The organism is Microlunatus panaciterrae (assembly GCF_016907535.1).
Lineage (GTDB): Bacteria > Actinomycetota > Actinomycetes > Propionibacteriales > Propionibacteriaceae > Microlunatus > Microlunatus panaciterrae.
The window spans coordinates 1,333,917-1,359,810 of record NZ_JAFBCF010000001.1 but is presented as its reverse complement, the minus strand read 5'-3'; the positions used below and the strand labels follow the sequence as shown (position 1 = coordinate 1,359,810).

The window sequence follows — 25,894 nt, the reverse complement described above, 5'->3', positions numbered from 1 at the left end:
GGCATTCTTGCAGCGTTCGGAGTCGCGGCGCCCGTTAGGCTGCTGAGATGAGCGAAGCGATGATCCGAGCGGCCGCCGTGATCAGGACTGTGCTCGAGGAGCTTGCGCTGGCCTGGGGCGAAACAGAGCCCGGACTCTTCTCGGTCACCCTGCCCGGGACGCGCAAGCTCAGCACCGAGTGCGCGCTCCAGGTCGGTCAACATGGGCTGAACGTTCGAGCCTTCGTGGCGCGGAGCCCGGATGAGAACCACCGGGAGGTGTACCGCTGGCTGCTGGAGCGGAACCTTCGGCTCTACGGGATCGCTTTCTGCGTCGACTCGCTCGGTGACGTCTACCTCACCGGCCGGGTGTCCCTGGAGGCGGTCACCCCCGCCGAGGTGGATCGGCTGCTCGGGTCGGTGGCCGACGCGTCGGACTCCAGCTTCAACACGATCCTCGAGCTCGGCTTCGCCGACAGCATCCGGCGTGAGTGGGCCTGGCGGCACACCCGCGGCGAGTCCACCGCCAATCTGGCCGCCTTCGCCCACCTCGACCCCGAGCGGGACTAGCTCGCACGGGCTCCTGACCCTGTCAACGCGCCCTGAGCCTGTCAACGCGCCCTGAGCCTGTCGAAGGGCCAACACGCGCCTTGCGTCGGAGGGCTCTCGCGTACGGCAGCGTGTGGCTGTGATTTCAGCGTGCAGGCAGCCGCACGCTGCCATTCGGCCCGGGCTCCGTCGACCGAGGCCCAGGGCACGCGGGTTCGTACGCCCAGACCTTGCAGACGCCCTTCGACAGGCCCAGGGCACGTGCTGCCACTGGCCCCTGAGTCTGTCGATGCGCCCTGAGCTTGTCGAAGGGCTAACCTCACGCGCCCTGAGCCTGTCGAAGGGCCAACACGCGCCTTGCGTCGGAGGGCTCTCGCGTACGGCAGCGTGTGGCTGTGATTTCTGCGTGCAGGCAGCCGCACGCTGCCATTCGGCCCGGACTCCGTCGACCGAGGCTCAGGGCACGTGATCTCGTACGCCTGCGTGACGTCCGAACGCCCTTCGACAGGCTTAGGGCACGTGATCTCGTACACCTGCCTGGCCGCCCGAACCCCTCCGACAGGCTCGGGGCACGTGGTACCTGTCGAGGGAAGCTGGCAGGAGCCGCCCGGGCAGCGGGCCTAGCCGGCGTCAAGCCGCGCGGCCACGTCGGCCGGGAAACCGCCGGTGGCGATCGGACCCCACCTGGTCGGGGTGATCCTGATCAGGGACTTGTTCTGCAGTCGCATCGCGGCCCGGTACTCGTCCCAGTCCGGGTGCTCGCCTGCGATGCAGCGGAAGTAGTCCACCAACCCGTCTTCGGCCTCCGGCATGTTGAGTACCTCTGCGTCTCCGTCCACCTGGACCCAGGCGCCGCCGAAGTCGTCGGACAGGACCAGCACCGACGCCCGCGGATCCCGGGCGGCGTTGCGGACCTTGGCACGGTCCGGATAGGAGGAGATGACGATCCGGCCCTGGTCGTCGACGCCACCAGAGACCGGGGACATCTGGGGCCGGCCGTCGGAGCGGGTGGTGGCCACCAGCATCTGATGCCGGGGGCGGATGAAGTCGAGCAGCTCGTCGAGGTCGACAGCCTTGTTGGTCGCAATGCTTCTGGCCATGACAGGAGCGTACGCCGTCGTCGAGATCAGCTGCGGTGCACCTTGTGCTGCGCGGCCTGGGCCCGCGGCCGGACCACCATTCGGTCGATGTTGACGTGGCCGGGGCGCGACGCGATCCAGGCCACGCAGTCGGCGATGTCCTCGGCGACGAGCGGCTCGGCGACACCCTGGTAGACGGCCTCCGCCCGTTCCTCGTCACCCCCAAACCGGGTGAGTGAAAACTCGTCGGTGCGCACCATCCCCGGGGCGATCTCGGCGATCCGGACCGGCTGGTCGAACAGCTCCAGCCGCAACGACTGCACCACGCTCCGCTCGCCCGCCTTCGCGGCGCAGTAGCCGGCGCCACCCTCGTAGCCAGCGTCGGCCGCAGTCGAGGTGATGAAGACGATCTGGCCGCTGTTCTTGATCAGGTTCGGAAGCAGCGCCTTAGTCACCGCCGCCGCACCCAGCACATTGGTGGCATACATGGCCTGCCACGCCTTGAGGTCCGCCTCCGCCACTGGCTCGAGACCGATCGCGCCGCCGGCGTTGTTGATCAACAGGTCGCACCGGTCGCGGACCGACGCGGCCAGCTCCGTCACCGAGGCGGGGTCGGTGACATCGCAGGTGAGTGCTACACCGTCGATCTCTGCAGCGAGCCGCTCGATCCGGTCGCGCCGCCGGGCCGCACAGACGACGCGGAAACCGGCCGTGGACAACGCGCGAGCCGTCGCCGCGCCGATTCCACTGCTGGCTCCGGTGACGACAGCAACCGGCCGGGTGTCTGGGGCGGGCTGCGCGGGGGAGGGTGCGGGAGCGTCGGTCATGCGCCGATTCTTCCAGCCCGCTCCTCGGCGCGGCTGCCAGACCATAGGCTGGTCTGGCCTGAACCGGTCCCGGCCGCCCCGTTAGGCTCTGGACATGACCTCTACCTTGATCTTGTTGCGTCACGGCGAAAGCGAATGGAACGCCAAGAACCTCTTCACCGGCTGGGTTGACGTCGACCTCAACGAGAAGGGCGCAGCAGAGGCCAAGCGAGGCGGCGAACTGCTGCTCGAGAACGGCCTGCTGCCCGACGTCGTGCACACCTCGCTGCTGCGACGCGCCATCCGTACCGCCCAGATCTCCCTCGACGTGGCCGACCGGCTCTGGATCGAGACCAAGCGGTCCTGGCGTCTGAACGAACGGCACTACGGTGCGCTGCAGGGCAAGGACAAAGCCGCCACCCTGGCCGAGTTCGGCGAAGAGCAGTTCATGATCTGGCGCCGCTCATACGACACCCCGCCACCGCCGATCGACGACGCCGACGAGTACGCCAACGTCGACGACCCGCGGTATGCCGTGCTGCCCACCGAGGCCCGGCCACGTACCGAGTGCCTCAAGGACGTGCTGGAACGGTTCCTGCCCTACTGGTACGACCAGATCGTTCCCGACCTACGGGCACGCAAGGTGACTCTCATCGCCGCCCACGGCAACTCGCTCCGGGCCCTGGTGAAGCACCTCGACGGGCTGAGCGATGAAGCCGTCGTCGGTCTCAACATCCCGACCGGCATCCCGCTGGTGTACGAGCTCGACGACGACCTCAAGTCCAGCCAGGGCGGCCGCTACCTCGACCCTGAGGCAGCCGCGGCCTCCATCGAGGCCGTCAAGAACCAGGGCAAGAAGTAGCCCCCTGCCACAGCGAGTCAACGGCCCGTCCCTCTACGAGGGGCGGGCCGTCGACGTTGCGGCAGAGGGGTCTTGAAGGCGCGCGCTACGGCTGCGGCCACACCTCGTGGGCGGGGAACTGGCCGGTGACGACGTAGATGATCCGCCTCGCCATGGAGGCTGCGTGGTCGGCGATCCGCTCGTAGTAGCGTCCGAGCAGCGCAACGTCGACGGCGGCCTCGACCCCATAGTTCCAGTCGTCACCCAACAGCACCCGGAACTGGCTCTTGCGCAGGTCGTCCATCTCCTCGTCGCGCGCCTGCAGCTCCTGTGCGTTCTGGATGTTCCGGTCGTTCAGGGTCTGCCCGGCGGCGATCACCATCTTCTCGGCGACATCGGCCATCCGGACGAAGTTTGGCCGCATCGCGTCCGGAACCGCGTGCTCGGGGTAGCGCAGCCGGGCGATCTTGGCGACGTGGGCGGCGAGGTCGCCCATCCGCTCCAGCTCCGTCACCATCCGTAACGTCGCCACCACCGTACGCAGCTCTCCGGCCACCGGAGCCTGCCGTGCCAGCAGCGAGAACGCCCGAGCCTCGATGTCGGCCTGCAGGTCGTCAATCTTGTCGTCACCCGAGATCACCTGCTCGGCACTGTGGATATCGGCCTCCAGCAGGGCGTTCGTGGCCTCCCGGACAGCGGTCGAGACCATCTGGGACATCGCCACCAGATCGGTGAGAATATCGTCCAGCTGCTCTCGGTAACTGTCTCGCATGTGTACTCATCCCTCGTGTTCACTCGGCATCTCAACTGGACAATCTACTGCTCCCTCCACCCTAGGGCGGGGTACTAATGCCGGATATTCAGGTGGTGAACTGGAGATGAACAACTGCGGAACGGTGAGACCGCACCAGCCCGCAGTGGTCGGGCGACCAGCAGATTGCCGTTTAGTATCGGCGATGTGAACCCGATCGGTGCCGCCGTGCTCGGCTGCATGCTGGGGCTCGCCCTGGGAGCGCTGGTCGTCTGGCTGGTGACGCGCCGACCGGAACGGTCCGAGCCGATCCTCGACCTGGCCGGCGAGGAGCCCGTGGTGCCCGAAGGGGTGGCGGAGGTGCTCGGGGTCCTGAGGTCGGCGGCGGTGGTCGTCGGGCCGCACGACCAGGTGCTGCAGTACAGCGACCCGGCCCGGACGATGGGACTGGTCCGCGGCAGCCGCGTCTCGCCCGGTGAGCTGCTGGAACTGGTACGGACCGTACGACGCGACGGCAAGATCCGCACCATCGACCTGGAGGTGAAGCGCGGCAGCGGTCCGGCAGCGCTCTATCTCTCGATCCGGGTCGCCCCGCTGGCCGAAGAGCTGATCCTGATCCTGGCCGAGGACAAGACGGTGGCCCGCCGGGTGGAGGAGACCCGACGGGACTTCGTGGCCAATGTGAGCCACGAGCTGAAGACGCCGATCGGAGCCATCCTGCTGCTGTCCGAGGCGGTCGAGGACGCGGCCGACGACCCCGAGGCGGTGCGCAAGTTCGCCGGCCGGATGGGGGTCGAGTCGCGTCGGCTGACCGATCTCGTGGCGCAGATCATCGACCTGTCCCGGCTGCAGGCGGACAGTCCTTTGCTGCAGGCCGAGGAGATCGACGTCGACCAGGTGCTGGCGGACGCCGTCGACCGCTGCCGGGTCGACGCCGAACGGCGGCAGGTGTCACTGACCGTTGCCGGCACCCGCGGCTGCCGCGTGCTCGGAAACACCCGGCAGCTGACCACGGCCGTCGGCAACCTGGTCGAGAACGCCATCATCTACTCCGACCCCGGTGCCCGGGTGGCCGTCGCCGCCCATGTCAACGCGGAGGTGGACGACGACTACGTCGAGATCACCGTGTCGGACAACGGCATCGGCATCGCCCCGTCGGAGGTGCAGCGCATCTTCGAGCGCTTCTACCGGGTGGACTACGCCCGCAGCCGAGCCAATGGTGGCACCGGCCTCGGGCTGTCCATCGTCAAGCACGTCGCGGCCGCCCACGGCGGAGACGTGGACGTGTGGAGCCAGCCCGGACAGGGCTCGACCTTCACCCTCCGCATCCCCGCCCATCTGCACCGCGGCCCCGAGACCACCCCACAGACTGACGACCATCGTCAGCCCGACCAGGAGATCGCTCTATGACCCGCGTACTAGTTGTCGAGGACGAGGAGTCCTACCGCGAGGCCTTGGCCTACATGCTCCGCAAGGAAGGTTTCGACGTCGTCGAGGCCGCGAACGGGACCGACGGGCTGGCCGAGTATGACCGGGTCGGCGCCGACATCGTGCTGCTGGACCTGATGATGCCCGGACTCCCGGGAACCGAGGTGTGCCGGCAGCTGCGGCTCCGCGGTCCCGTCCCGGTGATCATGGTCACCGCCCGTGACTCCGAGGTGGACAAGGTCGTCGGTCTCGAGCTCGGCGCCGACGACTATGTCACCAAGCCGTTCAGCCACCGCGAGCTGGTCGCCCGGATCCGCGCCGTACTGCGTCGCGGCCAGGACGTCGAGCTGCTCCCGGACGTGGTCGAGTCGGCCGGGGTCCGGATGGACGTGGAGCGGCATGAGGTCTCGGTGAACGGGGAGCGGGTGAAGCTGGCGCTGAAGGAGTTCGAGCTGCTGGAGATGCTGCTCCGCAATGCCGGCCGGGTGATGACCCGTGGCCAGCTGATCGACCGGATCTGGGGCGCCGACTACGTCGGAGACACCAAGACGCTGGACGTGCACGTCAAACGGCTCCGGACCAAGATCGAGCCCGACCCGGCCAACCCGCGCTACCTGGTCACCGTCCGGGGCCTCGGCTACAAGTTCGAGGGCTGACCCCCGCCTCCGGCTGGGCCTTTGTAGGTTTCCCAAGCCGACTTGGGAAACTGTCACATGACGGGGCAAATTCCCCTGGTCATGTGACAGTATCCCTGGCCGCGTACGGCGGTGGGGGGCGCTTGACGCGCCTGCGGAGGGCCGCAACTGCGCGCCGACGCGCCGGAGCCGACTTCGGGTGGGGGCTGGGAGCCGTTATCGTGGGCGGGTGACCGGCGATATCACCGTCTTCTCAGGTTCCGCCCATCCCCAGTTCGCTGAGGAGATGTGCCAGATCCTCGGCGTGAACCTTTCGCCGTCTCGCACCACTCGGTTCAGCAACGATTGCCTGCAGGTGCAGCTGCGAGCCAACTGCCGGCAGCGCGACGTGTACGTTGTGCAGCCGCTGGTGCCGCCGGTGCAGGAGAACCTTTTCGAGCTGCTGCTGATGCTGGACGCCGCCCGGGGCGCCTCGGCTGCCCACATCACCGCGGTCATCCCACACTTCGCCTACGCGCGGTCGGACAAGAAGGACGCGCCGCGCATCTCGATCGGCGCTCGGCTGGTCGCCGACATGTTGGAGAGCGCCGGCGCGACCCGGGTGCTGACGATGGCCCTGCACGCACCACAGGTGCACGGCTTCTTCTCGGTGCCAGTGGACCATCTCAGCGCGGTGGAGGAGCTGGCCGAGCATTTCAAGACCCAGAACCTGACCAACACCGTCGTCGTCTCACCGGACCTCGGCAACGCGAAGATGGCGACCCAGCTGGCCAGGATCCTGGGCGTACCGGTCGCCGCCGGCTCCAAACAGCGGCTGGCCGATGACACGGTGGTGATCGACGCGATCGTCGGTGACGTGCACGGCAAGGACGTGATCGTCCTTGACGACGAGATCGCCACCGCCGGGTCGATCATCGAACTGCTCCGCAAGCTGCGGCAGGAGGGGGTCAACCGGGTCGCCCTCGCCTGCACCCACGGTCTGTTCACCGGGCCGGCGATCGACCGGCTCAAGCAGGAGCCGGGAATCGACGAGATCGTAATCACCAACACGGTCCCGCTGCCGCCGGAGAAGCGGCTGCCCAACATCGTCACCCGATCCGTCGCGCCGCTGTTCGCCGAGGCGGTCCGGCGGACCCACTGCGGTGAGTCGGTCAGCAGCCTGTTCAGCGACAAGATCACCTACGGGGCCTGACGAGGCACGTCGCCTGGCGAGAGGCTGCCGATCTGCCCACGTCGGCCATCTGTGTCCGCTGCGAAGAGGTCATGATCGTTTTCCCTGCCGCGGGTGATCATGTTTGCTGGATGCCACGGCTTGGCGATGACGACGAATAGCTTCAGTTGTTGTGCTCTTCGACAGGCTCAGAGCGCGTTGTGCTCTTCGACGGGCTCAGGGCGCGTGGGTGTTCTTCGACAGGCTCAGAGCGCGTGGGTGTGGCTCAGAGCGCGTGGGTGCTCTTCGACGAGCTCAGGGCGCGTGGGGGCGGCTCAGCTGGAGGGGGTGGCCGAGGGTGCCGGGGAGACCGTCTGGTAGCTCGGCAGGTTGGCGTCGACAACCGGCACTGTCAGCTTGACCTCGCCAGCCCGACTGAAGGTCAGCACCAGCTTGGCCTCCAGCCCAGGCTTGAGGTCAGCCCCCTTGAGGACGATCGGGGCGCGGTCGGTCAGCACCACCAGGACACCATTGCCGAGTCCCACCGGGTTCGCCATGGAGGAGGTGAGAGAGGACCCGTCGGTGCCGTCGGCCTTGACGACGGTGCCGCTCACCGAGTTGAGCGCGTCCCGATCGTAGGCAACCAGGCTGCCCGACAGGATGGCCTCGCCGTCGGCGTGGCTGAGCAGCATCAGGTTGCGGATCTTCACACCACCGGCGTCGGCGTTCAGCCCATCGGACGGCGTGTACGGCTGGAGTGTCTGCACGTCGAAACCGCAGGCCACAGCCGTCAGCAGGAGGCCGACGGACAACAGAACCGCTGTGCACAGACGTGCTGCTCGCTGCGAGAGGTGGGCCACGATGGTCGACTCCTGAGGGCTGATACGACGACGGCAAGACTTCGGATGCAGACTATCGACTCGCCTTCGTTCTCGCATGCCAGGCCCGCAGCCGGTGGGTCGCCGGCACCTCCATCGGCATAGGCCATGCACAGAACTGGGGGCTTGTCAACCCTTGAAATGGCCTCTGACTAGCGCAAACGACCCCTAAGGCGACCCTGAGCCCGTGCTAAACTTGTCCGTGGGAAAGGGGTACAAATAAACATGACCTTCACAGTCGGAGAAACGGTTGTCTACCCAAATCATGGGGCGGCCGTCATCGAGGACATCGAAACCCGTCAGATCAAAGGTGAGGACAGGCTCTACCTCGTACTGAGGATAGTCGGTCAGACCGATTTGATCGTTCGCGTGCCAGCCTGCAACTTGGACCTCGTCGGGGTCCGCGATGTGGTCGACGCTGATGGACTGGAACGAGTGTTCGGCGTTCTGCGGGCACCACACACTGAGGAACCGACCAACTGGTCGCGTCGCTACAAGGCCAACCTCGAGAAGTTGCACTCTGGCAACGTCATGAAGGTGGCCGAGGTGGTCCGCGATCTCTGGCGTCGTGAGCGCGAGCGCGGGCTGTCGGCCGGCGAGAAGCGCATGTTGGCCAAGGCACGGCAGATCCTGGTCTCCGAGCTGGCACTGGCCGAGAAGGTCGAAGAAGGTAAAGCCGAAGTCCTGTTGGACGAGGTCCTCGCTTCCTGATCACGGCTGACCGAGCGACGAACGTGCATCTCTGATGCCGAACGTTGTTGCGGTCGTCGTGGCCGCTGGGTCGGGAACCAGACTCGGTGGTGAAGGGCCCAAGGCCCTCCGCGACGTTGCGGGAGCTCCCCTGGTTGTCCACGCCCTTGCGGCGTTGGCAGCCGGGGGAGTTTCGTTTGCGGTGGTTGTGGTTCCCGCGCTTCGCAGGACGGACTTCGAGCGCGCCCTGGCAGCCGCGCCGCTGCCGCACCGGACCGTCGTCGGCGGCGCCGAGAGGCAGCAGTCGGTGCTCGCCGGGCTGGAGGCCGTCGCTGCGGGCACCCGGATCGTGCTTGTCCACGACGCCGCCCGGCCGTTCGTCCCCGCTCCCGTCGTGCAGCGGGTGATCGACGCAGTCCGTGCCGGAGCCGACGCCGTCATCCCGGTGCTGCCGGTGGTCGATACCGTACGTCAGGTGACTGGCGAGACCTCGGTGGTCCTTGAACGGACCAGTCTGCGTGCCGTGCAGACGCCGCAGGGCTTCAACCTCGACGTGCTGTTGGCGTCGCATCATGCCGCCCTGGCCGCCGGGCTGGCTGCGACCGATGACGCCCGGGTATGCGAGTTCGCCGGGCATCCAGTCACGCTGGTGGAGGGACATCGGGAAGCGTTCAAGGTGACGGAGCCGATCGACCTGGCGCTGGCGGAGGCCCTTGCCGCGAGCAGGACGGGGGTGTCGAGGTGATCCGCACCGGCATCGGAGTGGACGTGCACCGGCTCGTCGCGGGTCGCGCGATGACCATCGCCGGGCTGTTGTTCCCCGACGAGAAGGTCGGTCCCGAAGGGCACTCGGACGGTGACGTGGCGGCTCACGCGGCCTGCGACGCCCTGCTGAGCGCCGCCGGGCTGGGAGATCTCGGGTCCAACTTCGGCGTCGACCAGCCCGAGTGGGCGGGCAAGCCGGGGGTGGCCTTTCTCGGCGAGACGGCGGCCCGACTCCGGGCGGCCGGTTTCACGATCTCCAACGTCGCCATCCAGGTGATCGGCAACCGCCCGAGGCTGGCGGCCCGCCGAGCGGAAGCCGAGGACGTCCTCTCGGCCGCGATCGGCGCACCCGTCTCCGTATCGGGGACGACAACCGACGGCCTGGGGCTGACCGGTCGCGGCGAGGGGGTCGCGGCGATCGCGACCGCCCTCCTCACCCGTGACTAGGACGGATCAGCGGACCAGCTTCTTGTCGGCGGTGAACGTGTTGCAGTTGCCGATCTGGGGGCTTCCCAGACCGACCCGCCCCCAGTAGAGCCTGCTGGCCGCCTGGCCGTGGTCGCCGATCACGTTGGGCTTGCCGCTCAGCACGTCGTCACCGATGGCGCGGTAGGTCTCCTCGATGTCGGCCACGTCGGCCTGCTTGATGCCCAGCGACAACGAGGTGGAATGCAGGAACAACCCTGAGAAGCAGTCGGCCTGGGTCTCGAGCCGACGGCTGAACTCCAGCTGGGTCGCCTTCTCGCCGGACTTCTGGCCGAGAGCCTTGGCGGAGATCAGGATGGCGGTTCGGGCCTGGATGGCGTGGCCGAACTCGTGGGCCATCACGACGTCCGCGCCCCACTTCGACTGACGCACCATCGGGACGTAGTCCGGCAGCAGGTTGCTGTAGTACACCTGCTGGTCAGCTCCGCAGTAGAAGGCGTTGACGTTCGAGGTGCCGCACTTGGTCTCGACCTTCTTGCCGTAGATGGTCACTGTCGGCCGGACGATCTTGAAGCCGGAACCCTCGACCGGAGGCTGCCACGACCTGACCAGGCAGGCCATCAGGTCCTCGAAGTGGGTCTTCAGCTGCGGGTCCGAGGCAGTCTGCAGGTTGACCGCAGGCACCTGACAGCGCACCGGCGTCGGGATCTGCTGCTTGTAGATCGGGTTGGCGACGATCGCCTGCTGCGCCTGGTCGTACGTGTCCGGCACCGGCAGCGGCGGCGGGTTCTTGTCCGGCGGAGGCACGTTGTAGTCCTCGTTCTGGTACGCGACCTCGTTGGATCCGCCGACCACGTTGGCGACAACCAGGCCGACCAGGGCGACCAGGGTCAGGCCGATCAGGGCGAGCAGCACCGTCTTCAACGGGTTCCGCTGGCGCTGAGGCGCGGGCCCGAACGGTGCGTACGCGGGCTGGCCCGGTCCGCGTTGCGGCTGGACGGGGCGACCGAACCCCTGGTTGCCGGGCCCGAAGCCCTGGGTCCTGGGCGCGAAGCCGCCCTGGTTCCATCCGCCCGGCTGCTGGCCCCATTGCGGCTGTGCGCCGGGTGGGCCCCACTGCGCTGGCTGGCGCCCCTGGGGCGGCGGACCCCACTGTTGCTGTGTCACGCGGTAACGATAGCCGCATTCGAGGCCGTTGGAACGATACAGCGCCGCACCTTTCACGGCGCCCGGCAGAGAGCAGCACGTTGTCGGCCCAACGCGGGGGCGAGCGGTTTCCCCAACACGCCCGGCGGAGTCAATCGTTGTGAAATAGTGGCCCAAAGTTGACAGGCTCCGGTCGCGTCGACACATCAGTGATGGGAGGCTTACCCCTGTGTCTGAGAACCTGGCTCTGCATCGACCACGCCCTGTCGCCCTCCTCCTTGCCGTCCTCGCGCTGACGCTCGGTCTGATCGCCGGACCGTTGGCCCTGCCGGCTCATGCGGAGGGGACCGTGTCCTCCTTCGCCGTGGACAGCACGCTGGCCGCGGACGGGGCGCTCAAGGTCACCCAGACGATCAGCTTCAGTGGTGCCGTGCCGCCCAAGCTGTCGCAGAAGTTCGAGACCCGCGAGAACCTGATCGGTGATCGGCAGTACGTCTTCGAGCTGAAGGACGTGACCGCCACCGCCAACGGCAAGAACCTCAACCCGGACATCAAGGTCGACGACCCCTTCACGACGGTCACGATGAACACCCAGGGTGCCAACGAGATCCAGATGAGCTACACCGTGCTCGGTGCGACGGTGACCACCCAGACCGGGACGGCGCTCCGCTGGCGACTGCTCCAGGGTCTGTCGGCGCCGGTGAGCGACTTCAGCGCCACGGTCGCCATCCCCGGCCTCTTCAGGTACATCAAGTGCACCGCAGGCCCGCCGAACAGCACCGAGTCCTGCGACTTCGCGGCGGCTGGGACGCACGACAACGAGCAGCCCACCTTCCGCGATGGTCCGCGGGGCGAGGGCGAGGTGGTCGCGGTCGAGATCGGCTTCGATCCCGCGGTCGTCGCCGCCAACGAGACCATCGACTACCGCTGGACGGTCGGCCGGGCCTTCTCCGCCAAGCCGCTGCCACTCGGCATCGCCCTCGGGCTGCTCGTGCTCGGTGGCCTCGGTCTGCTGGCTCTGCACCGTCGCGCCGGCGCCGATGCGCGTCCGCAGGGCGAGATCCACAAGGCCGGCGAGTTCGTCCCCGTCGGTGAAGGGCAGAGCGAGTTCCGCGTCGTCGGCGATGTGCGGCCCGGGCATGTCGGCACCGTGGTCGACGAACGCGTGGACCCGATCGACATCACCGCAAGCCTGATCGACCTGGCCGTCCGCGGGCACCTGCTGATCACCGAGCTGCCTCGCGAGACCGAGTTCGCCCGGACCGACTGGCTGCTGACCCGCCAGCAGGGTCAGGACGAGCTCCGTCCCTTCGAGCGGGCCCTGCTGGACGGCATCGCGTCCGACGGCGCCAGCACCAGGGTCTCGGAGCTGCCGGACAAGGTGGGCGCCAGCATCGGCGATGTCCAGTCCGACCTCTACGACGAGGTGGTGAGCCAGGGCTGGTACGAGCGTCGCCCCGACGCGACCCGCAACAACTGGACCCAGCTGGCGCTGGCCGCGCTGATCATCGCTGTGGTGGTCACCGGCGTGCTGGCCGCCTTCACCACCTTCGGTCTGGTGGGTCTGGCTCTGATCGCTCTCGGCCTGGGCCTGGTCTTCGTGGCGCAGGAGATGCCGTCCCGGACTGTGAAGGGTGTGGCGCTGCTGGCCGGGCTCGGCGCTCTCCGCTCCGACCTGCTCAGCCATCCGACCGACCAGATGCCGCCTGGCCGGGAGATCCGGGAGCTGTCTGAGGTGCTGCCGTACGCGGTGGTGCTCGGCGGTGCGGAACGCTGGCTGTCGGCCATCGTCAGCACCGACAAGGACGAGACGCCGGACTCGACGGACGTGTTCTGGTATCACGGCCCCGACGGCTGGCACCTGCGGGACCTGCCCGATTCGTTGCGGAACTTCATCACGACCGTCTCGGGCTCGCTCTTCTCCCGCTGAGCGATGGCCGGCCACGGCACCCGTGGCCGGCCGAATTCCGGCTGGTGGCCGGGCTAGAGCTCCAGACCGGGGTAGAGCGGGTGTGCATCGAGCAGCTCGGCCGAGGCGGCCTTGGTCGCGTCCGCGACGCCGTCGGCCAGGGAGTACTTGGCCTTGCCCGGCGCCCCAGCGGCGGTGGCCGTCGGCGTGGTCTGCTTCAAGACGTCGACCACCAGCTCGGCGATGCGGTCGAACTCGGCCGCGCCGAAGCCGCGGGTGGTGAGCGCCGGGGTGCCGAAGCGGATGCCGGAGGTGTACCAGGCCCCATTGGGGTCGTTCGGGACCGAGTTCCGGTTCGTCACGATGCCGGCATCCAGCAGGGCCGACTCGGCCTGCCGGCCGGTGAGGCCGAAGCCGGAGACATCCAGCAGCACGATGTGGTTGTCGGTGCCGCCGGTGACCAGTCGGGCCCCCCGCGTCAGGAAGCCCTCGGCCAGCGACTTGGCGTTGTCGGCGACGTTCTGTGCGTAGGTCTGGAACTCCGGTCGGCGGGCCTCGGCCAGCGCAACCGCCTTGGCCGCCATCACATGCGACAGCGGGCCGCCCAGCACCATCGGGCAGCCGCGGTCGACCGAGCCCGCATATTCCTTGGTGGCCAGCACCAGCCCACCCCGGGGCCCGCGGAGCGACTTGTGGGTGGTGGTCGTCACGACATGGGCGTGCGGGACCGGGTCCTCGTCGCCGGTGAACACCTTGCCGGCCACCAGACCGGCGAAATGGGCCATGTCGACCATCAGCGTGGCGCCGACCTCGTCGGCGATCTCACGCATCTTGGCGAAGTTGATCCGGCGCGGATAGGCGGAGTAACCGGCAATGAGGATCAGCGGCTTGAACTCCTGGGCCGCCCGACGGACCGCGTCGTAGTCCAGCAGCTGAGTCTCCGGATCCGTGCCGTAGGAACGCTGGTGGAACATCTTGCCGGAGATGTTCGGACGGAACCCGTGGGTGAGGTGACCGCCGGCGTCGAGGGACATGCCCAGCGCACGCTGGTTGCCGAACCGTTGCCGGAGCGTCTCCCAGTCCTCCTCGGACAGGTCGTTGATGCCCTTGACGCCGTACTCGGCCAGGGCCGGCTGCTCGATCCGGTGGGCCAGGATGGCCCAGAAGGCGACCAGGTTGGCGTCGATACCGGAGTGCGGCTGCGCATAGGCATACTCGGCACCGAACAGTTCGCGGGCATGCTCGGCGGCGACCGTCTCGACCGTGTCGACGTTCTGGCAGCCGGCGTAGAAGCGGTGACCGATGGTGCCCTCGGCGTACTTGTCGCTCAGCCAGGTCCCCATCGTCAGCAGCACCGCGGGGGAGGCGTAGTTCTCGGAGGCGATCAGCTTCAGCGACGCGCGCTGGTCGGACAGCTCGGCCCGGGTCGCCGCCGCGATCCGCGGCTCGACCGACTCGATCACCGACAGTGCTGCACGGTAGGCGCTGCTGGCTGTCGCTGCGTACTCGGCGCCGGGGGCGACGGACTCTGAGCCGCGAGGGGCAAGGTGTTCGGACACGAAAGGGCTCCTGGTGGCGAGACGACGGGGGCGGGTCCCAATGTATCGGGGCCCCCGGTCGGCGGGTCGAGGTGTCCCAAACGTCACGCTCGTTGCCGGCGTGGGCCTGGCGCCCAGCGCAGATCCCACCCGGCGTTCAGAACGAGCGGGACATCTGCGACAGCGGGCTCAGCTGCCCTGTCGGGCCCGGGCGATCTCGTAGAGCGCGATCCCGGCAGCGACGCCCGCGTTGAGCGACTCCATCCCGGTGATCGGGATCGACACCAGCGCCTCGCAGGCCTCGCGGACCAACCGTGAGAGCCCTTCACCTTCGCTGCCCACGATCAGCACCAGCGGCCCGGTGGCCTGCGGCAGGTCGGTGATGTCCTGTTCCGCGGCGCCGTCCAGCCCGACCAGCGAGAAACCGGCGTCCGCGTAGGCCCGCAGAGCCCGGTTGAGGTTGGTGGCCCGGGCGATCGGGATCCGGGCCGCGGCGCCGGCGGAGGTCTTCCAGGCCGCCGCGGTCATCCCGGCCGAACGACGTTCGGGGATGAGTACGCCGGTGGCCCCGAAGGCGGCCGCAGATCGGACGATGGCCCCGAGGTTGCGCGGGTCGGTGATCGAGTCGAGCGCTACCACGATCGGCTCGGTGTCGGACTCCAGGGCCTTGGCCAGCAGGTCGTCCGGGTGGGTGTAGCTGTACGCCGGCAGCTGCAGTGCCACGCCCTGGTGCACTGCACCGCCGGTCATCCGATCCAGCTCGGCTCGGGTGACCTCGAGCAGCGACTTGCCGCGCGCGGCAGTCAGCTTGAGGATCTCGCGGAGCCGGTCGTCGCGTTCGGCTCCCTCGGCGATGTAGGCCGCCTGGATCGGTATCTCGGCCTGCAGCGCCTCGAGCACCGGGTTCCGACCGGCCACCCACTCGGGACCGGCGCCGGGCCGACCGGTGCGCTGCGTCTGGGACCCCGACCGGCCGACGGGACGTCCGGCCGAGCTCTGCTTCGCCTTGTACGCCTTGTGGTAGGGCCGATCCTCCGCCTTGGGCGTGGGGCCGCGACCCTCCAGGCCACGGCGGACGCGTCCGCCGGATCCGGCCGTGTTGCCCTTGCCCTTGCGGCGAACCGCACCCTTGCGTTGACTGTTGCCTGGCATCGCTACTCTCCTGCGCTTGTGGTCGTCGGCTGCTGAAGGGACCAGCGGGCCCCCTGCGGGGTGTCGGAGATGGCGACGCCCAGTGCGGTGAGGGAGGAGCGGATGGCGTCGGCGGCGGCGAAGTCCCTGCGGCCGCGGGCCGCCTCGCGTTGGGCGAGCAGCTCGGCCACCAGCCCGTCGACGACGGTGCGGAGCGCCGCGTCGTCGCTGCGGGACTGCCATATCTCGGCCGTCGGGTCGAGTCCCAGCACATCGAGGATGCCCAGCACCTGGCCCAGATGCCGCCCGGCGGCGTTGTGGTCGCCGGCGTCCAGCGCCAGGTTGCCCTCTCGGACGGAGTTGTACAGCACGGCCATCCCGGCCGGGGTGCCGAGATCGTCGTCCATCGCCGCACCGAACTCCACCGGGATGGCCCGTTCGACCTCGCCCACAGCCTCGGTGGCACGGTCGACGAAGTTGTCCACCCGGGCCAGCGCTGCCGCCGCCTCGGACAGCGAGCTGTCGGAGAACTCGATCGCCGACCGGTAGTGCGGAGCGACCAGATAGAACCGGACCGCCCGGGGCGGGTACATCCTGGTGACCTCCGAGACCAGAGCACCGTTGTCCAGGGACTTGCTCATCTTCTCTCCGGCGGCGGTGACCCAGGCGTTGTGCATCCAGTACCGGGCGAACTTCTGGCCGGCAGCCGTGGACTGCGCCAGCTCGTTCTCGTGGTGCGGGAACCGCAGGTCGATGCCGCCGCCGTGGATGTCGAACTCGTCGCCGAGGTACTTGCCGGCCATGGCGGAGCACTCGAGGTGCCAGCCGGGGCGGCCGCGTCCCCACGGCGTCGGCCAAGAGGCTGTGACCGGTTCCTCCGGCTTGTGTCCCTTCCACAGGGCGAAGTCGCGCGGGTCGCGCTTCCCCCGCGGGTCGGAGTCCTCGGCCGCCTCCATGTCGTCGATGTTCTGCCCGGACAGGCTGCCGTAGGCGGGCCAGGACCGGACATCGAAATAGACGTCGCCCGAGCCGTCGTCGGCCGGGTAGGCATGGCCGCGCTCGATCAGGACCTTGATCATCTCGATCATCTCGGGTACGTGCCCGGTGGCCCGTGGCTCATACGTCGGCGGCTCGCAGCCCAGCGCGGCGTAGGCGTCATGGAGCTCGCGCTCGTAGCGGTAGGCGTGGGCGAACCAGGGCACGCCGGCTGCGGCGGACTTGGCCAGGATCTTGTCGTCGATGTCGGTCACATTGGCGATCACGGTGACTCGGTATCCGCGGTAGGTCAGCCAGCGACGCAGCACGTCGAAGACAACCTCCTTGCGGATGTGGCCCAGGTGCGGTGCTGACTGTACGGTCAACCCGCAGTGGTAGATCGACACCTCGTCAGCGACGACGGGAACGAAGTCGCGCACGTGCCTGGTGGCGGTGTCATAGAGCCGGAATGTCACCCGTGCAGCCTACCGAGTGGTTAGCGGTCCAGCGACATCGTGCGACTCTGGCCAATCGGCAGGGCAGACGAGATGATCAGTGCGTCGACAGCCGCGCCTCCTCCGCGACTCTCGAACTCGCCACGCTTGACGAGCAAATACCAAATGATGCACATACCAAATGGTGCAAAGACCAATGACGCAGACCGACGACGCAGGGGGTCTCGATGGAACCGACGTACGCGTTGACCGAGGACGGGATCCGCTACCGCGACCTTAACGGCAACGGACGGCTCGACCCGTACGAGAACCCCGACCTGCCGGTGGAGGAGCGGGTCGAGGATCTGCTCTCCCAGATGACCGTCGCGGACAAGGCCGGGATGATGTTCCAGAACTCGATCGAGACCGGCCCGGATGGCCAGCTGGTCGAGGGCGCCGGCGTCATCGACCGGACCGGCACGTCGGAGCTGGTCCGAGACAGGCGGATGAACCACTTCAACGTGCATGCCCTGCCCGACCCGGCCGCGGCGGCACGGTGGAGCAACGCCCTGCAGCGGCTCGCCGAGAGCACGCCGTTGGGCATCCCCGTCACGCTCTCCACCGACCCGAGGCACGCCTTCACCCAGAACGCTGGAGCCTCCTTCATGGCGGGCCACTTCTCACAGTGGCCGGAGCCGCTGGGGTTGGCAGCGATCGGTGACGTGGCGCTGGTCCGGCGGTTCGCCGACACGGCCCGGCAGGAGTATCTGGCGGTGGGCATCAGGGCCGCCCTGCACCCCACCGTGGATCTGGCCACCGAGCCGCGCTGGGCGCGGCAGTTCCACACGTTCGGCCAGGACGCCGAGCTGGTCGCGGCGCTGGCCGCCGCCTATCTGCAGGGTTTCCAGGGCGACACTCTGACATCCGACTCAGTGGCCTGTACCACCAAGCACTTCCCGGGCGGCGGCCCGCAGGCCGACGGCGAGGATGCGCATTTCCCTTACGGCAAGGACCAGGTCTACCCGGGGGGAATTTTCGACTACCACCTGATCCCGTTCCGGAAGGCGATCGGCGAACGGACGGCGGCGATCATGCCCTATTACGGCCGTCCGGTCGGGCTGGAGATCGATGGCGAGCCGATTGAGGAGGTCGGGTTCGGGTTCAACCGGCAGATCATCAGCGGCCTACTGCGGACCGCGCTCGGCTACGACGGTGTGGTGGTGACCGACTGGGGTCTGGTCAGTGACACCGAGGTCGGTGACCGGGTGCTGCCCGCGCGGGCCTGGGGAGTGGAGGATCTGACACCAGCGGGACGGATGCTGAAGATCCTGGACGCCGGCTGTGACCAGTTCGGCGGTGAGAGCTGTCCCGAGCTGCTGCTGCAGCTGGTCGCGAGCTCCGACGTGGCGGAGCAGCGCCTGGACGAGTCGGTCCGACGGCTGCTCCGAGTGAAATTCGAGCTCGGCCTGTTCGACAACCCCTATGTGGACGAGGATCGCGCGTCGGCCGTGCTGGGCAGCGCACCCTTCGCACAGTTGGGGCACGACGCCCAGGTGGCCGCCATCACCGGTCTGAAGACAACGGCGGGTGTGCTGCCGCTGACGAGCGCCACGAAGGTGTACGCCGAAGGGGTCGACCCGGCGACTCTGGAGCAGTTCGCGACCTCCGTGGCCACGCCCGATGAGGCGGAGGTGATCCTGGTCCGCTCCGCCACCCCGTTCGACTTCCGTGACAGCTTGTTCCTGGAGGCGTTCTTCAAGGCGGGCACGCTGGAGTTCGCCGACGCCGAGGTGGCCCACCTGCAGGAGCTGGCCGGAAAGGCACCGTTGATCTTGGACCTCTATCTGGACCGACCGGCGATCCTGACCCCACTGCTCGAGTCTGCGGCGGTGATCACGGCCAACTTCGGGGCGAGCGACCGGGCCCTGTTGGAGGTGCTGAGCGGGCGTCAGCGGGCGGTGGGGCGGCTGCAGTTCGAGCTGCCGAGCTCGATGGAGGCCGTTCGACGGTCACGATCCGATGTCGGCTCCGACACCGACGCACCGGTGTACGGCGTCGGACACCGGGTGGAGCTGATGTGAGCCTCCACGGCAGGCAGGGTCAGGAGCCGCCGTTCAGCAGTCGCCGGATCGCGTCCAGGCCATCCCGGATGGCCTGACGGTCGGACTCCGACAGCTCGGCGAGCAGCGGCGCGATGTTGGCCCCGATCTGGTCCCGCATCGCGGTCAGCTCCTGCAGGCCCCGGTCGGTGACCGTGATCAGCCAGACGCGGGCATCGGTGTCACTGTGCTTGCGGGCCACCAGCCCAAGCGTCTCGAGGCGTTGGACATGGTTGGAGATGGTCGGCTGCGAGGAGCGTTCCGAGATCGCCAGATCGCTGATGCTGGTGGGACCGAGGTCGTACAGCTTGGCCAGCGTCCGGGTGGCTGCGAGGCTCAGGTTGAAGCCTTGATGGGGCACCCAACGGACTACTCGACCACTGATCGTGATCAGGTCTTGTCCCAGCTTGCGAAGATCCTCGGTCACCCTTTCAGAGTAGCGATATGGCTGGGGTTTGGAGGCCAGAAGCAGAAGTCCGATGACGGGACGTGACCTTCCCCTTGATCATCGACGGACGGCGGCCACCACCAGCTTGGCCAGCTCCGTATAGGCCTGGGCATCGTTGAGCCCGGTAGCGGCCTGCACCTCTCCGGACGTGATGCGCCGCATCGTCGAGGTGACCACCTCTGCGACGAAGGTGGCCGGCACCTTGCGGAAGCTGCCCGACCGCGTTCCGGCGTCGATCAGCTGCCGGACCCGCTGCGCGGCGACGGCCGTGTTGGCGTCGTACACCTCTCGCGCCGGTGCCAGCGCGGCCATGTCATCGAGGAAGGCGCGGGAAGCTGGTTGGAGGGCCTCGGCCGCCGCCTCGAGATAGCGGGTCACCAGCCGCTCCGGCTTGCGGGTGTGGGCGATGGCCTGCTCCACCGCGACGGTGGCCCGTCGGAAGAACAGCTTGACCGCCTCTGTCGCCAGCTGGTCCTTGCTGTCGGCCAACGCATAGAGCGTGCGCTTCGAACATCCCAGCCTGGCGGCGAAGTCGTCCATGGTGAGGTGGCTGAACCCCTCCGCCAGCACCAGATCCACCAGTGCATCGCGCAGCTGCGCCTGCCGCCGGGTGAGTCGCCGATTGCTCTGGTTGGCCTCCATTACGGTACTAGCGTACCCTTCTCAGTACCGCTTGCCAGCCGGGAGAACGAGGAGTGAGATGACCGTCGATCGCGTCCTGCCCAGCGCGGAGGCCTATGACCTCATCGAGCTGGTGCGCGAGATCGCCCGGCAAGAGCTGGCCCCGCTGGCAGCCGAGGCGGAGGCGGCCGAGCAGTTCCCGCGGGCGGCATTCACCCTGCTGGGTCGCGCCGGTCTGCTCGGTCTGCCCTACCCGGAGCGTTGGGGCGGGTCGGGTCAGCCCTACGAGGTGTATCTGCAGGCGCTGGAAGAGATTGCCGCCGCCTGGATGAGCGTCGGGGTGGGTGTCTCCGTGCATGTGATGGCGTGTCACGCCCTCGCCAACGAAGGCACCGACCAGCAGCGTGATCGTTATCTCCCGGAACTGGTCGGCGGTGAGCTGTTGGGTGCCTACGCGCTGTCCGAGGCCCAGGCCGGCTCCGACATCTCCGGTCTGTCGACCAAAGCCCAGGAGACCGATGGCGAGTATTCCCTCTCGGGTGCGAAGGCCTGGATCACCCACGGCTCACAGGCTGACTTCTACACCACCTTCGCTCGAACCAGCGATGATCCCAAGGGCGGCATCAGCTGCTTCCTGGTACCTGCCTCGGCGCCGGGGCTGACGTTCGGCAGCCCGGAGAGGAAGATGGGGCTCACCGCCTCCACCACTGCCACGGTCTATTTCGACTCGGTTCCGGTCGCGTCCGACCGGCGGATCTGTGCCGAGGGCGAGGGCATGCGGATGGCGCTGTCCGCGCTGGACTCCGGCAGGCTCGGGATTGCCGCCTGCGCCACCGGCCTGGCCCAGGCGGCGCTCGACTGCGCGGTGTCCTTCGCCCGGGAGCGCCGACAGTTCGGGCAGCCGATCGCGGAGTTCCAGGGCATCCAGTTCATGCTGGCCGAGATGGCAGCTGCGGTGGATACGGCCCGGGCCGGCTATCTGCTGGCGGCCCGCAAGCGGGACGCCGGTCGCCCGTTCACCCGGGACGCGGCGGTGGCCAAGCTGGTCGCCACCGACGCGGCGATGAAGGTGACCACGGACGCTGTGCAGGTGCTCGGCGGCTACGGTTACACCCGGGACTTCCCGGCCGAGCGCTATCTGCGGGAGGCCAAGGTCACCCAGATCTTCGAGGGCACCAATCAGATCCAGCGGCTGGTGATCGCCCGGCAACTCCTGCGCTGACGATTCGGGTCTCGTGGGCCCGAACCGTGTCCCGCTGAGCACCAGCTCGGCCCGTCCACTGAGGAGCAGCAACCATGCACCTATCCACCGCAGATGTCGTCCTGGTCACCGGTGGCGCCTCCGGTCTGGGGGAGGCAACCGTGCGTGCTTTCGTTGATCGCGGCGCCCGGGCCGTCATCGTCGACCTGGCGTCGTCCCGGGCAGCTGAGCTGGCCGCGGAGCTGGGCGAGGCGGCGCGGTTCGTCGCTGCAGACGTGCGCGACGAGCAACAGGTGCTCGCGGCCGTCGAGACCGCCCGCTCACTGGGCACCCTGCGGGTGGTGGTCAACTGCGCCGGTGTCGCCACTCCGGGCCGGATCGTGGGCAAACGGGGAGTGCTGCCGCTGGAAGACTTTCGTACGGTGGTGGAGATCAACCTGGTCGGGACCTTCAACGTGCTCCGGTTGGCCGCCGCCGCCATGATCGACAACGAGCCGGTCGACGGGGATCGTGGGGTGATCGTGATGACCGCCAGCGTCGCCGCCTTCGACGGTCAGATCGGCCAAGCCGCCTACGCAGCCAGCAAGGGTGGCATCGTCGCCCTGACGCTCACTTCGGCCAGAGACCTTGCAGACAAGGCGATCCGGGTGATGACGATCGCTCCGGGGACGATGGAGACGCCGATGATGGCCGGCCTGCCTGGGGACACCAAGAAGGTCCTGGAGGCGCTGGTGCCGCACCCGTCGCGGCTGGGCCGGCCGGAGGAGTACGCCATGCTGGTCGAGCAGATCGTGCAGAACCCGCTGCTGAACGGCGAGGTCATTAGGCTCGACGGAGCCCTGCGGATGCCGCCGCGCTGAGCCCGCCCTTGGTACAGCCGCGGTGATCAGCCGCCCTTGACCTTGCCCCGCAGAGCGGCGATGTCGAGGTACTCGCGCGCATCCGGTTCGTCGGCGTCCGGCGCCTGCGCACCGTCCTCCCACGGGTCGTACGGCTTGCTGTCGTCGTCGTCCTCGAATCCCTGGGAGGGGTCGTACGGATTGGCCAGCGGGCCCATCGTGTCAACGCCACCGAGAGCGAGCGCCTCGTCCGGCAGTCGGTGCAGCACGGTCGTGACGTAGGACTCGGCGGCCTCCCGCAACGGCACCTCGTGACCGGCCTGTTCGGAGAGGAACCAGCGGTGCTCCAACACCTCGTGGAAGAGCTCTGCCGGCTCGAGCTTGCTGCCGAGCTCGCGCGGAACCGCGGCGAGCACCGGCTCAAACTGCTCCGTCAGCCACTGGTGCGCGACGATGGACTCGTCGGCGTTCTGCTGGTCGGTGCGGGCACGGAAGGAGTCCAGGTCGTTGAGCAGTCGGCGGGCCTGGTTCTCCTCGGTGTCCAGACCGGTGAGCCTGATCAGCCGTCGGGAGTGATGTCCGGCGTCGACCACCTTCGGCTGGATCCGGATGGTGGAGCCGGCGAAGTCGGTGGTGATGTCGAGCTCGGCAACGTCGAAGCCGAGAGCGTTGAGCCGGCGCACCCGGCTCTCGATCCGGTGCATCTCACTGCCGTCGAACTCCTCGACGCCGGTCAGCTCGGCCCACAGCTCGCGGTACCGGTTCTCGATCGTCTCGACCAGGATCAGCGGGTCCAGGGCCTCGTCGAGCAGCCCACCCGCCTCCAGGTCGCAGAACTCACCGTAAAGGTTGGTCCGGGCGATCGTCAGATCATGCTCGCGCTGCCCGTTGGTCAGGGTGTCGTGCAGCTCACCGGTCTCGGCATCGACCAGGTAGGCGGCGAAGGCGCCGGCGTCGCGACGGAACAGCGTGTTGGACAGCGACACATCGCCCCAGAGGAAGCCGATCAGGTGTACCCGGGCCAGTAGCACCACCATTGCGTCGACCAGCCGGTTGACCGTGTCCTGTCGCACCCCCCGGCTGAACAGGGACCGGTAGGGCAGCGAGAACTGCAGATGCTTGGTGATCAACGCCGGGTCGAGCGGATCGCCGTCTGCGTCGAAACGGGAGGTGACGACACCCACGGGCTCGACCGAGGGAGTGTCCAGCCGGTTGAGGTCCCGCAGCAGTCGGTACTCGTGCATCGCCAGATGCTCGATCACCTCTTTGATCGCGTAGACCTCTGTTCCCACCCGGACGAACCTGACCACGTGACGTGAGATGCCTCGCGGCAGAGCCACCAGATTCTCCTTGGGCCAGTCCTCGAGCGGAGTGTCCCAGGGAAGGGTGATGAGTCGCGTATCTGGCTTCGCTGACAGGAAACGTGGCACCCGACCAGTGTCTCAGGGTTGTCGGTCCGATGCACTTTGGCGAGGCCGGATGTCGACCACCAGCGGGCAACCCCTGAAACGGACGCAGGGCCCCCACCTGGCGGTGGAGGCCCTGTGTGGCAGTCGTCTCAGGAGAGGCGATCGCCCGTCTTGGTCGAGAACACGTGGAAGTGCTCCGGGTCGGCGATCAGCCGGACCGTCGAGCCACGCTTCGGTGGGTTCCGCGACGAGATGCGGGCCACGATCTGCTGCGCCGTGAGCCTCTCGTCCTCGGACAGGCCAGCGAGGGTGCCGTAGAGGTAGGCGTCTGCGCCGAGCTCCTCGACGACGGCGACATCGAGGCCGATGCCCTCGTTGGTGTCGCTCATCCGGAAGTTCTCCGGGCGGATGCCGATGGTCAGCGACTTCTCTCCTGCGGCCTTGGCCAACCACTCACGCGGGACGGGGACGGTGTAGTCACCGACCTGGATGCCACCCTCGGCGACAGTGCCCTCGATCAGGTTCATGGCGGGCGAGCCGATGAAGCCGGCCACGAACAGGTTCTTCGGGGTGTCGTACAGGTGGAGCGGGCTGTCGACCTGCTGCAGCACGCCGTCCTTCATCACCGCGACCCGGTCGCCCATCGTCATGGCCTCGATCTGGTCGTGCGTCACGTAGACCGTGGTGACCCCAAGCCGGGTCTGCAGAGCGGCGATCTGGGTGCGGGTCGAGACACGGAGCTTAGCGTCCAGGTTGGACAGCGGCTCGTCCATCAGGAAGACCTGCGGCTGACGCACGATGGCTCGACCCATCGCAACGCGCTGACGCTGGCCACCGGAGAGGGCCTTCGGCTTGCGGTTGAGGAAGTCCTCCAGACCGAGGAGCTTGGCGGCGTCCTGCACCCGCTGCTGACGCTCGGCCTTGGGGACGTTGGCCATCTTCAGGGCGAAGCCCATGTTGTCGCCCACCGTCATGTGGGGGTACAGCGCATAGTTCTGGAAGACCATAGCGATGTCGCGATCCTTGGGCGGCAGGTCGGTGACGTCTCGGTCGCCGATGTGGATGCTGCCCGAGTTGACCTCTTCCAGACCGGCAAGCATCCGGAGCGACGTGGACTTGCCACAACCGGACGGTCCGACGAGCACCATGAACTCGCCGTCGCCGATCTCGAGGCTGAGCTTGTCGACTGAGGGGTGATCAGCACCCGGGTAGACGCGCGTCGCGTCACTGAACTGAACTGTGGCCATGCCACACCTTTCCTTCCACGGGCAGGTACGTGCCCGACGATCCGTAGTGGTAAAGAACGGGCTCAATATCGCATGGCGAACACCGACACGGCAATAGAGGTCGGCCCCGGTGAGACGGTGGGCCGGTCAGCGCAGCTGGACCAGTTGGCGGCCATCGTCGTTCGGCAGCGCGTCCACGACAGCTGTCACCCACAGCATGTCCAGCGTCAGAGTCGCCCAGTGGTTGGTCAGGAACGCGGTGTCCGCGGCGTCGCGGCCAGTGGCGATCCGCAGCATGCTCTGACGTGGCGCCATCCGGGTCGGGTCCACGACCTGCCAGGCACCGTCGACGTAGGCCTCGGCGACTGCGTGGAACTCCATCGGCGAGAGGCCGGGGGCGTAGACGGCGGCAAGCCGGGCCGGCACGTTCAGGGCCCGCAGCAGGGCGATGGCCAGGTGAGCGAAGTCACGACAGACGCCCCGCCGGTCGAGCAGGGTCTGCACGGCGCCGTCGGTCGGCACACTCGAGCCGGCGACGTAGCTCAGCTTGTCCGCGACCCACTGGGTGACGGCGTCCAGCAGCGATCGGCCGTCGAGCCCGCTGAACTCGCTGGCTGCGGTCGGGCCGAGGGTGTCCGACTCGCAGTACCGGCTCGGCCGAAGATAAGTGATCAGGTCCAGATCGTTGGCCGGAGGGTCAGCCTGGCCGCTGACTGCACAGTCGTAGTCGAGCACCACTCGCTTCCCGTCGGCGACCAGCTGATGCAGTCGGGTGCCGTGCAGGTCCGCGATCTCCCGTGGCTGCACCGTGGTCCCGTCCACGCTGATGGTCAGCAGCTCCCGTTCGAAGGTCGAGTTGGCGGCGGCGGCGATGCAGTAGATGAGGTTCGTCCGGCCGGACAGGGTGACCTCGAGATGGGCCGTGACGGTGCGTCTCATGGG

The 25,894-nt window shown here is 68.0% G+C and carries 25 protein-coding genes; 12 read left to right on the top strand and 13 right to left on the bottom strand.

The window, feature by feature from the left end; all coding sequences use genetic code 11:
* Window positions 1-47: 47 nt before the first annotated feature.
* Entirely contained in the window at window positions 48-548 is a 501-nt protein-coding gene (locus JOE57_RS06175; protein WP_239578859.1) for a type III secretion system chaperone family protein, read from the top strand.
* Window positions 549-1,147: 599 nt separating this feature from the next.
* Here the strand turns inward: JOE57_RS06175 and JOE57_RS06170 are convergent.
* Together JOE57_RS06170 and JOE57_RS06165 are read right to left on the bottom strand one after the other, a co-directional pair.
* On the bottom strand, window positions 1,148-1,627 hold the full coding sequence (locus JOE57_RS06170) for a PPOX class F420-dependent oxidoreductase (protein WP_204916873.1): 480 nt from the start codon (window positions 1,625-1,627) through the stop codon (window positions 1,148-1,150).
* A 26-nt stretch (window positions 1,628-1,653) separates the two neighbouring features.
* Window positions 1,654-2,433 (bottom strand): SDR family NAD(P)-dependent oxidoreductase, encoded by a 780-nt coding sequence (locus tag JOE57_RS06165; RefSeq protein WP_204916872.1) that lies wholly within the window; start codon window positions 2,431-2,433, stop codon window positions 1,654-1,656.
* Window positions 2,434-2,527: 94 nt separating this feature from the next.
* Here JOE57_RS06165 and JOE57_RS06160 point away from each other — a divergent pair, with 94 nt between their 5' ends.
* Complete coding sequence (locus JOE57_RS06160; RefSeq protein ID WP_204916871.1) at window positions 2,528-3,274, top strand: phosphoglyceromutase; 747 nt, start codon at window positions 2,528-2,530, stop codon at window positions 3,272-3,274.
* Window positions 3,275-3,359: 85 nt separating this feature from the next.
* Here the strand turns inward: JOE57_RS06160 and phoU are convergent, their stop codons facing one another.
* On the bottom strand, window positions 3,360-4,025 hold the full coding sequence (gene phoU, locus JOE57_RS06155) for a phosphate signaling complex protein PhoU (RefSeq protein ID WP_204916870.1): 666 nt from the start codon (window positions 4,023-4,025) through the stop codon (window positions 3,360-3,362).
* Between the two features lie 219 nt (window positions 4,026-4,244).
* Between phoU and JOE57_RS06150 the strand changes: the two genes are divergently transcribed.
* The 3 genes from JOE57_RS06150 (at window position 4,245) to JOE57_RS06140 (ending at window position 7,259) form a co-directional block, all read left to right on the top strand.
* Window positions 4,245-5,414, top strand: coding sequence for a sensor histidine kinase (locus tag JOE57_RS06150; RefSeq protein ID WP_239579246.1), 1,170 nt, complete (start codon window positions 4,245-4,247; stop codon window positions 5,412-5,414).
* Window positions 5,411-6,088, top strand: coding sequence for a response regulator transcription factor (locus JOE57_RS06145; RefSeq protein WP_204916868.1), 678 nt, complete (start codon window positions 5,411-5,413; stop codon window positions 6,086-6,088). The genes JOE57_RS06150 and JOE57_RS06145 overlap by 4 nt, the downstream gene beginning before the upstream one ends.
* 208 nt (window positions 6,089-6,296) lie before the next feature.
* The gene (locus tag JOE57_RS06140; protein ID WP_204916867.1) at window positions 6,297-7,259 is read left to right on the top strand and encodes a ribose-phosphate diphosphokinase; all 963 of its coding nucleotides are present in this window, start codon (window positions 6,297-6,299) and stop codon (window positions 7,257-7,259) included.
* Window positions 7,260-7,552: 293 nt separating this feature from the next.
* Here JOE57_RS06140 and JOE57_RS06135 read toward each other — a convergent pair whose 3' ends face one another.
* The gene (locus JOE57_RS06135; protein WP_204916866.1) at window positions 7,553-8,029 is read right to left on the bottom strand and encodes a hypothetical protein; all 477 of its coding nucleotides are present in this window, start codon (window positions 8,027-8,029) and stop codon (window positions 7,553-7,555) included.
* Window positions 8,030-8,320: 291 nt separating this feature from the next.
* Between JOE57_RS06135 and JOE57_RS06130 the strand changes: the two genes are divergently transcribed.
* From JOE57_RS06130 to ispF, 3 genes are read left to right on the top strand one after another with little or no spacing between them, the layout of a single operon-like run.
* On the top strand, window positions 8,321-8,806 hold the full coding sequence (locus tag JOE57_RS06130) for a CarD family transcriptional regulator (RefSeq protein WP_204916865.1): 486 nt from the start codon (window positions 8,321-8,323) through the stop codon (window positions 8,804-8,806).
* A 34-nt stretch (window positions 8,807-8,840) separates the two neighbouring features.
* Complete coding sequence (ispD, locus tag JOE57_RS06125) at window positions 8,841-9,530, top strand: 2-C-methyl-D-erythritol 4-phosphate cytidylyltransferase (protein ID WP_204916864.1); 690 nt, start codon at window positions 8,841-8,843, stop codon at window positions 9,528-9,530.
* Window positions 9,527-9,997, top strand: a complete 471-nt coding sequence (gene ispF / locus JOE57_RS06120) for a 2-C-methyl-D-erythritol 2,4-cyclodiphosphate synthase (protein ID WP_204920584.1) — start codon at window positions 9,527-9,529, stop codon at window positions 9,995-9,997. Before ispD ends, ispF begins: the two co-directional genes overlap by 4 nt.
* 6 nt (window positions 9,998-10,003) lie before the next feature.
* Here ispF and JOE57_RS18935 read toward each other — a convergent pair whose 3' ends face one another.
* On the bottom strand, window positions 10,004-11,143 hold the full coding sequence (locus JOE57_RS18935) for a neutral zinc metallopeptidase (RefSeq protein ID WP_204916863.1): 1,140 nt from the start codon (window positions 11,141-11,143) through the stop codon (window positions 10,004-10,006).
* A gap of 208 nt (window positions 11,144-11,351) precedes the next feature.
* Between JOE57_RS18935 and JOE57_RS06110 the strand changes: the two genes are divergently transcribed.
* Window positions 11,352-13,052 carry a DUF2207 family protein gene (locus tag JOE57_RS06110; RefSeq protein ID WP_204916862.1) on the top strand — a complete coding sequence of 567 codons (1,701 nt, stop codon included), beginning with the start codon at window positions 11,352-11,354 and terminating at the stop codon, window positions 13,050-13,052.
* Window positions 13,053-13,105: 53 nt separating this feature from the next.
* On the opposite strand, the gene JOE57_RS06105 is transcribed toward JOE57_RS06110, so the two are convergent.
* The 3 genes from JOE57_RS06105 to cysS all read right to left on the bottom strand — a co-directional run bounded on the left by JOE57_RS06105 (window position 13,106) and on the right by cysS (window position 17,151).
* Complete coding sequence (locus tag JOE57_RS06105) at window positions 13,106-14,590, bottom strand: glycine hydroxymethyltransferase (protein ID WP_204916861.1); 1,485 nt, start codon at window positions 14,588-14,590, stop codon at window positions 13,106-13,108.
* Window positions 14,591-14,758: 168 nt separating this feature from the next.
* Window positions 14,759-15,721, bottom strand: coding sequence for a 23S rRNA (guanosine(2251)-2'-O)-methyltransferase RlmB (gene rlmB, locus JOE57_RS06100; RefSeq protein WP_204916860.1), 963 nt, complete (start codon window positions 15,719-15,721; stop codon window positions 14,759-14,761).
* 2 nt (window positions 15,722-15,723) lie between these two features.
* Window positions 15,724-17,151, bottom strand: a complete 1,428-nt coding sequence (gene cysS / locus JOE57_RS06095; protein WP_204916859.1) for a cysteine--tRNA ligase — start codon at window positions 17,149-17,151, stop codon at window positions 15,724-15,726.
* Window positions 17,152-17,357: 206 nt separating this feature from the next.
* Between cysS and JOE57_RS06090 the strand changes: the two genes are divergently transcribed.
* The gene (locus tag JOE57_RS06090; protein ID WP_204916858.1) at window positions 17,358-19,190 is read left to right on the top strand and encodes a glycoside hydrolase family 3 protein; all 1,833 of its coding nucleotides are present in this window, start codon (window positions 17,358-17,360) and stop codon (window positions 19,188-19,190) included.
* Window positions 19,191-19,209: 19 nt separating this feature from the next.
* Here the strand turns inward: JOE57_RS06090 and JOE57_RS06085 are convergent, their stop codons facing one another.
* The gene (locus tag JOE57_RS06085) at window positions 19,210-19,635 is read right to left on the bottom strand and encodes a MarR family transcriptional regulator (RefSeq protein ID WP_204916857.1); all 426 of its coding nucleotides are present in this window, start codon (window positions 19,633-19,635) and stop codon (window positions 19,210-19,212) included.
* A gap of 78 nt (window positions 19,636-19,713) precedes the next feature.
* The gene (locus tag JOE57_RS06080; RefSeq protein ID WP_204916856.1) at window positions 19,714-20,298 is read right to left on the bottom strand and encodes a TetR/AcrR family transcriptional regulator; all 585 of its coding nucleotides are present in this window, start codon (window positions 20,296-20,298) and stop codon (window positions 19,714-19,716) included.
* A gap of 58 nt (window positions 20,299-20,356) precedes the next feature.
* Between JOE57_RS06080 and JOE57_RS06075 the strand changes: the two genes are divergently transcribed.
* Window positions 20,357-21,499, top strand: coding sequence for an acyl-CoA dehydrogenase family protein (locus JOE57_RS06075; protein WP_204916855.1), 1,143 nt, complete (start codon window positions 20,357-20,359; stop codon window positions 21,497-21,499).
* Between the two features lie 74 nt (window positions 21,500-21,573).
* The gene (locus JOE57_RS06070) at window positions 21,574-22,338 is read left to right on the top strand and encodes an SDR family NAD(P)-dependent oxidoreductase (protein WP_204916854.1); all 765 of its coding nucleotides are present in this window, start codon (window positions 21,574-21,576) and stop codon (window positions 22,336-22,338) included.
* 26 nt (window positions 22,339-22,364) lie between these two features.
* On the opposite strand, the gene JOE57_RS06065 is transcribed toward JOE57_RS06070, so the two are convergent.
* The 3 genes from JOE57_RS06065 to JOE57_RS06055 form a co-directional block, all read right to left on the bottom strand.
* Window positions 22,365-23,747 carry a DUF4032 domain-containing protein gene (locus JOE57_RS06065; RefSeq protein WP_204916853.1) on the bottom strand — a complete coding sequence of 461 codons (1,383 nt, stop codon included), beginning with the start codon at window positions 23,745-23,747 and terminating at the stop codon, window positions 22,365-22,367.
* Between the two features lie 128 nt (window positions 23,748-23,875).
* Complete coding sequence (locus tag JOE57_RS06060; protein ID WP_204916852.1) at window positions 23,876-24,973, bottom strand: ABC transporter ATP-binding protein; 1,098 nt, start codon at window positions 24,971-24,973, stop codon at window positions 23,876-23,878.
* 126 nt (window positions 24,974-25,099) lie between these two features.
* Window positions 25,100-25,891: a transglutaminase-like domain-containing protein gene (locus JOE57_RS06055; RefSeq protein WP_204916851.1), complete on the bottom strand. Its 792-nt coding sequence runs from the start codon at window positions 25,889-25,891 to the stop codon at window positions 25,100-25,102.
* Between the last annotated feature and the right edge of the window lie 3 nt (window positions 25,892-25,894).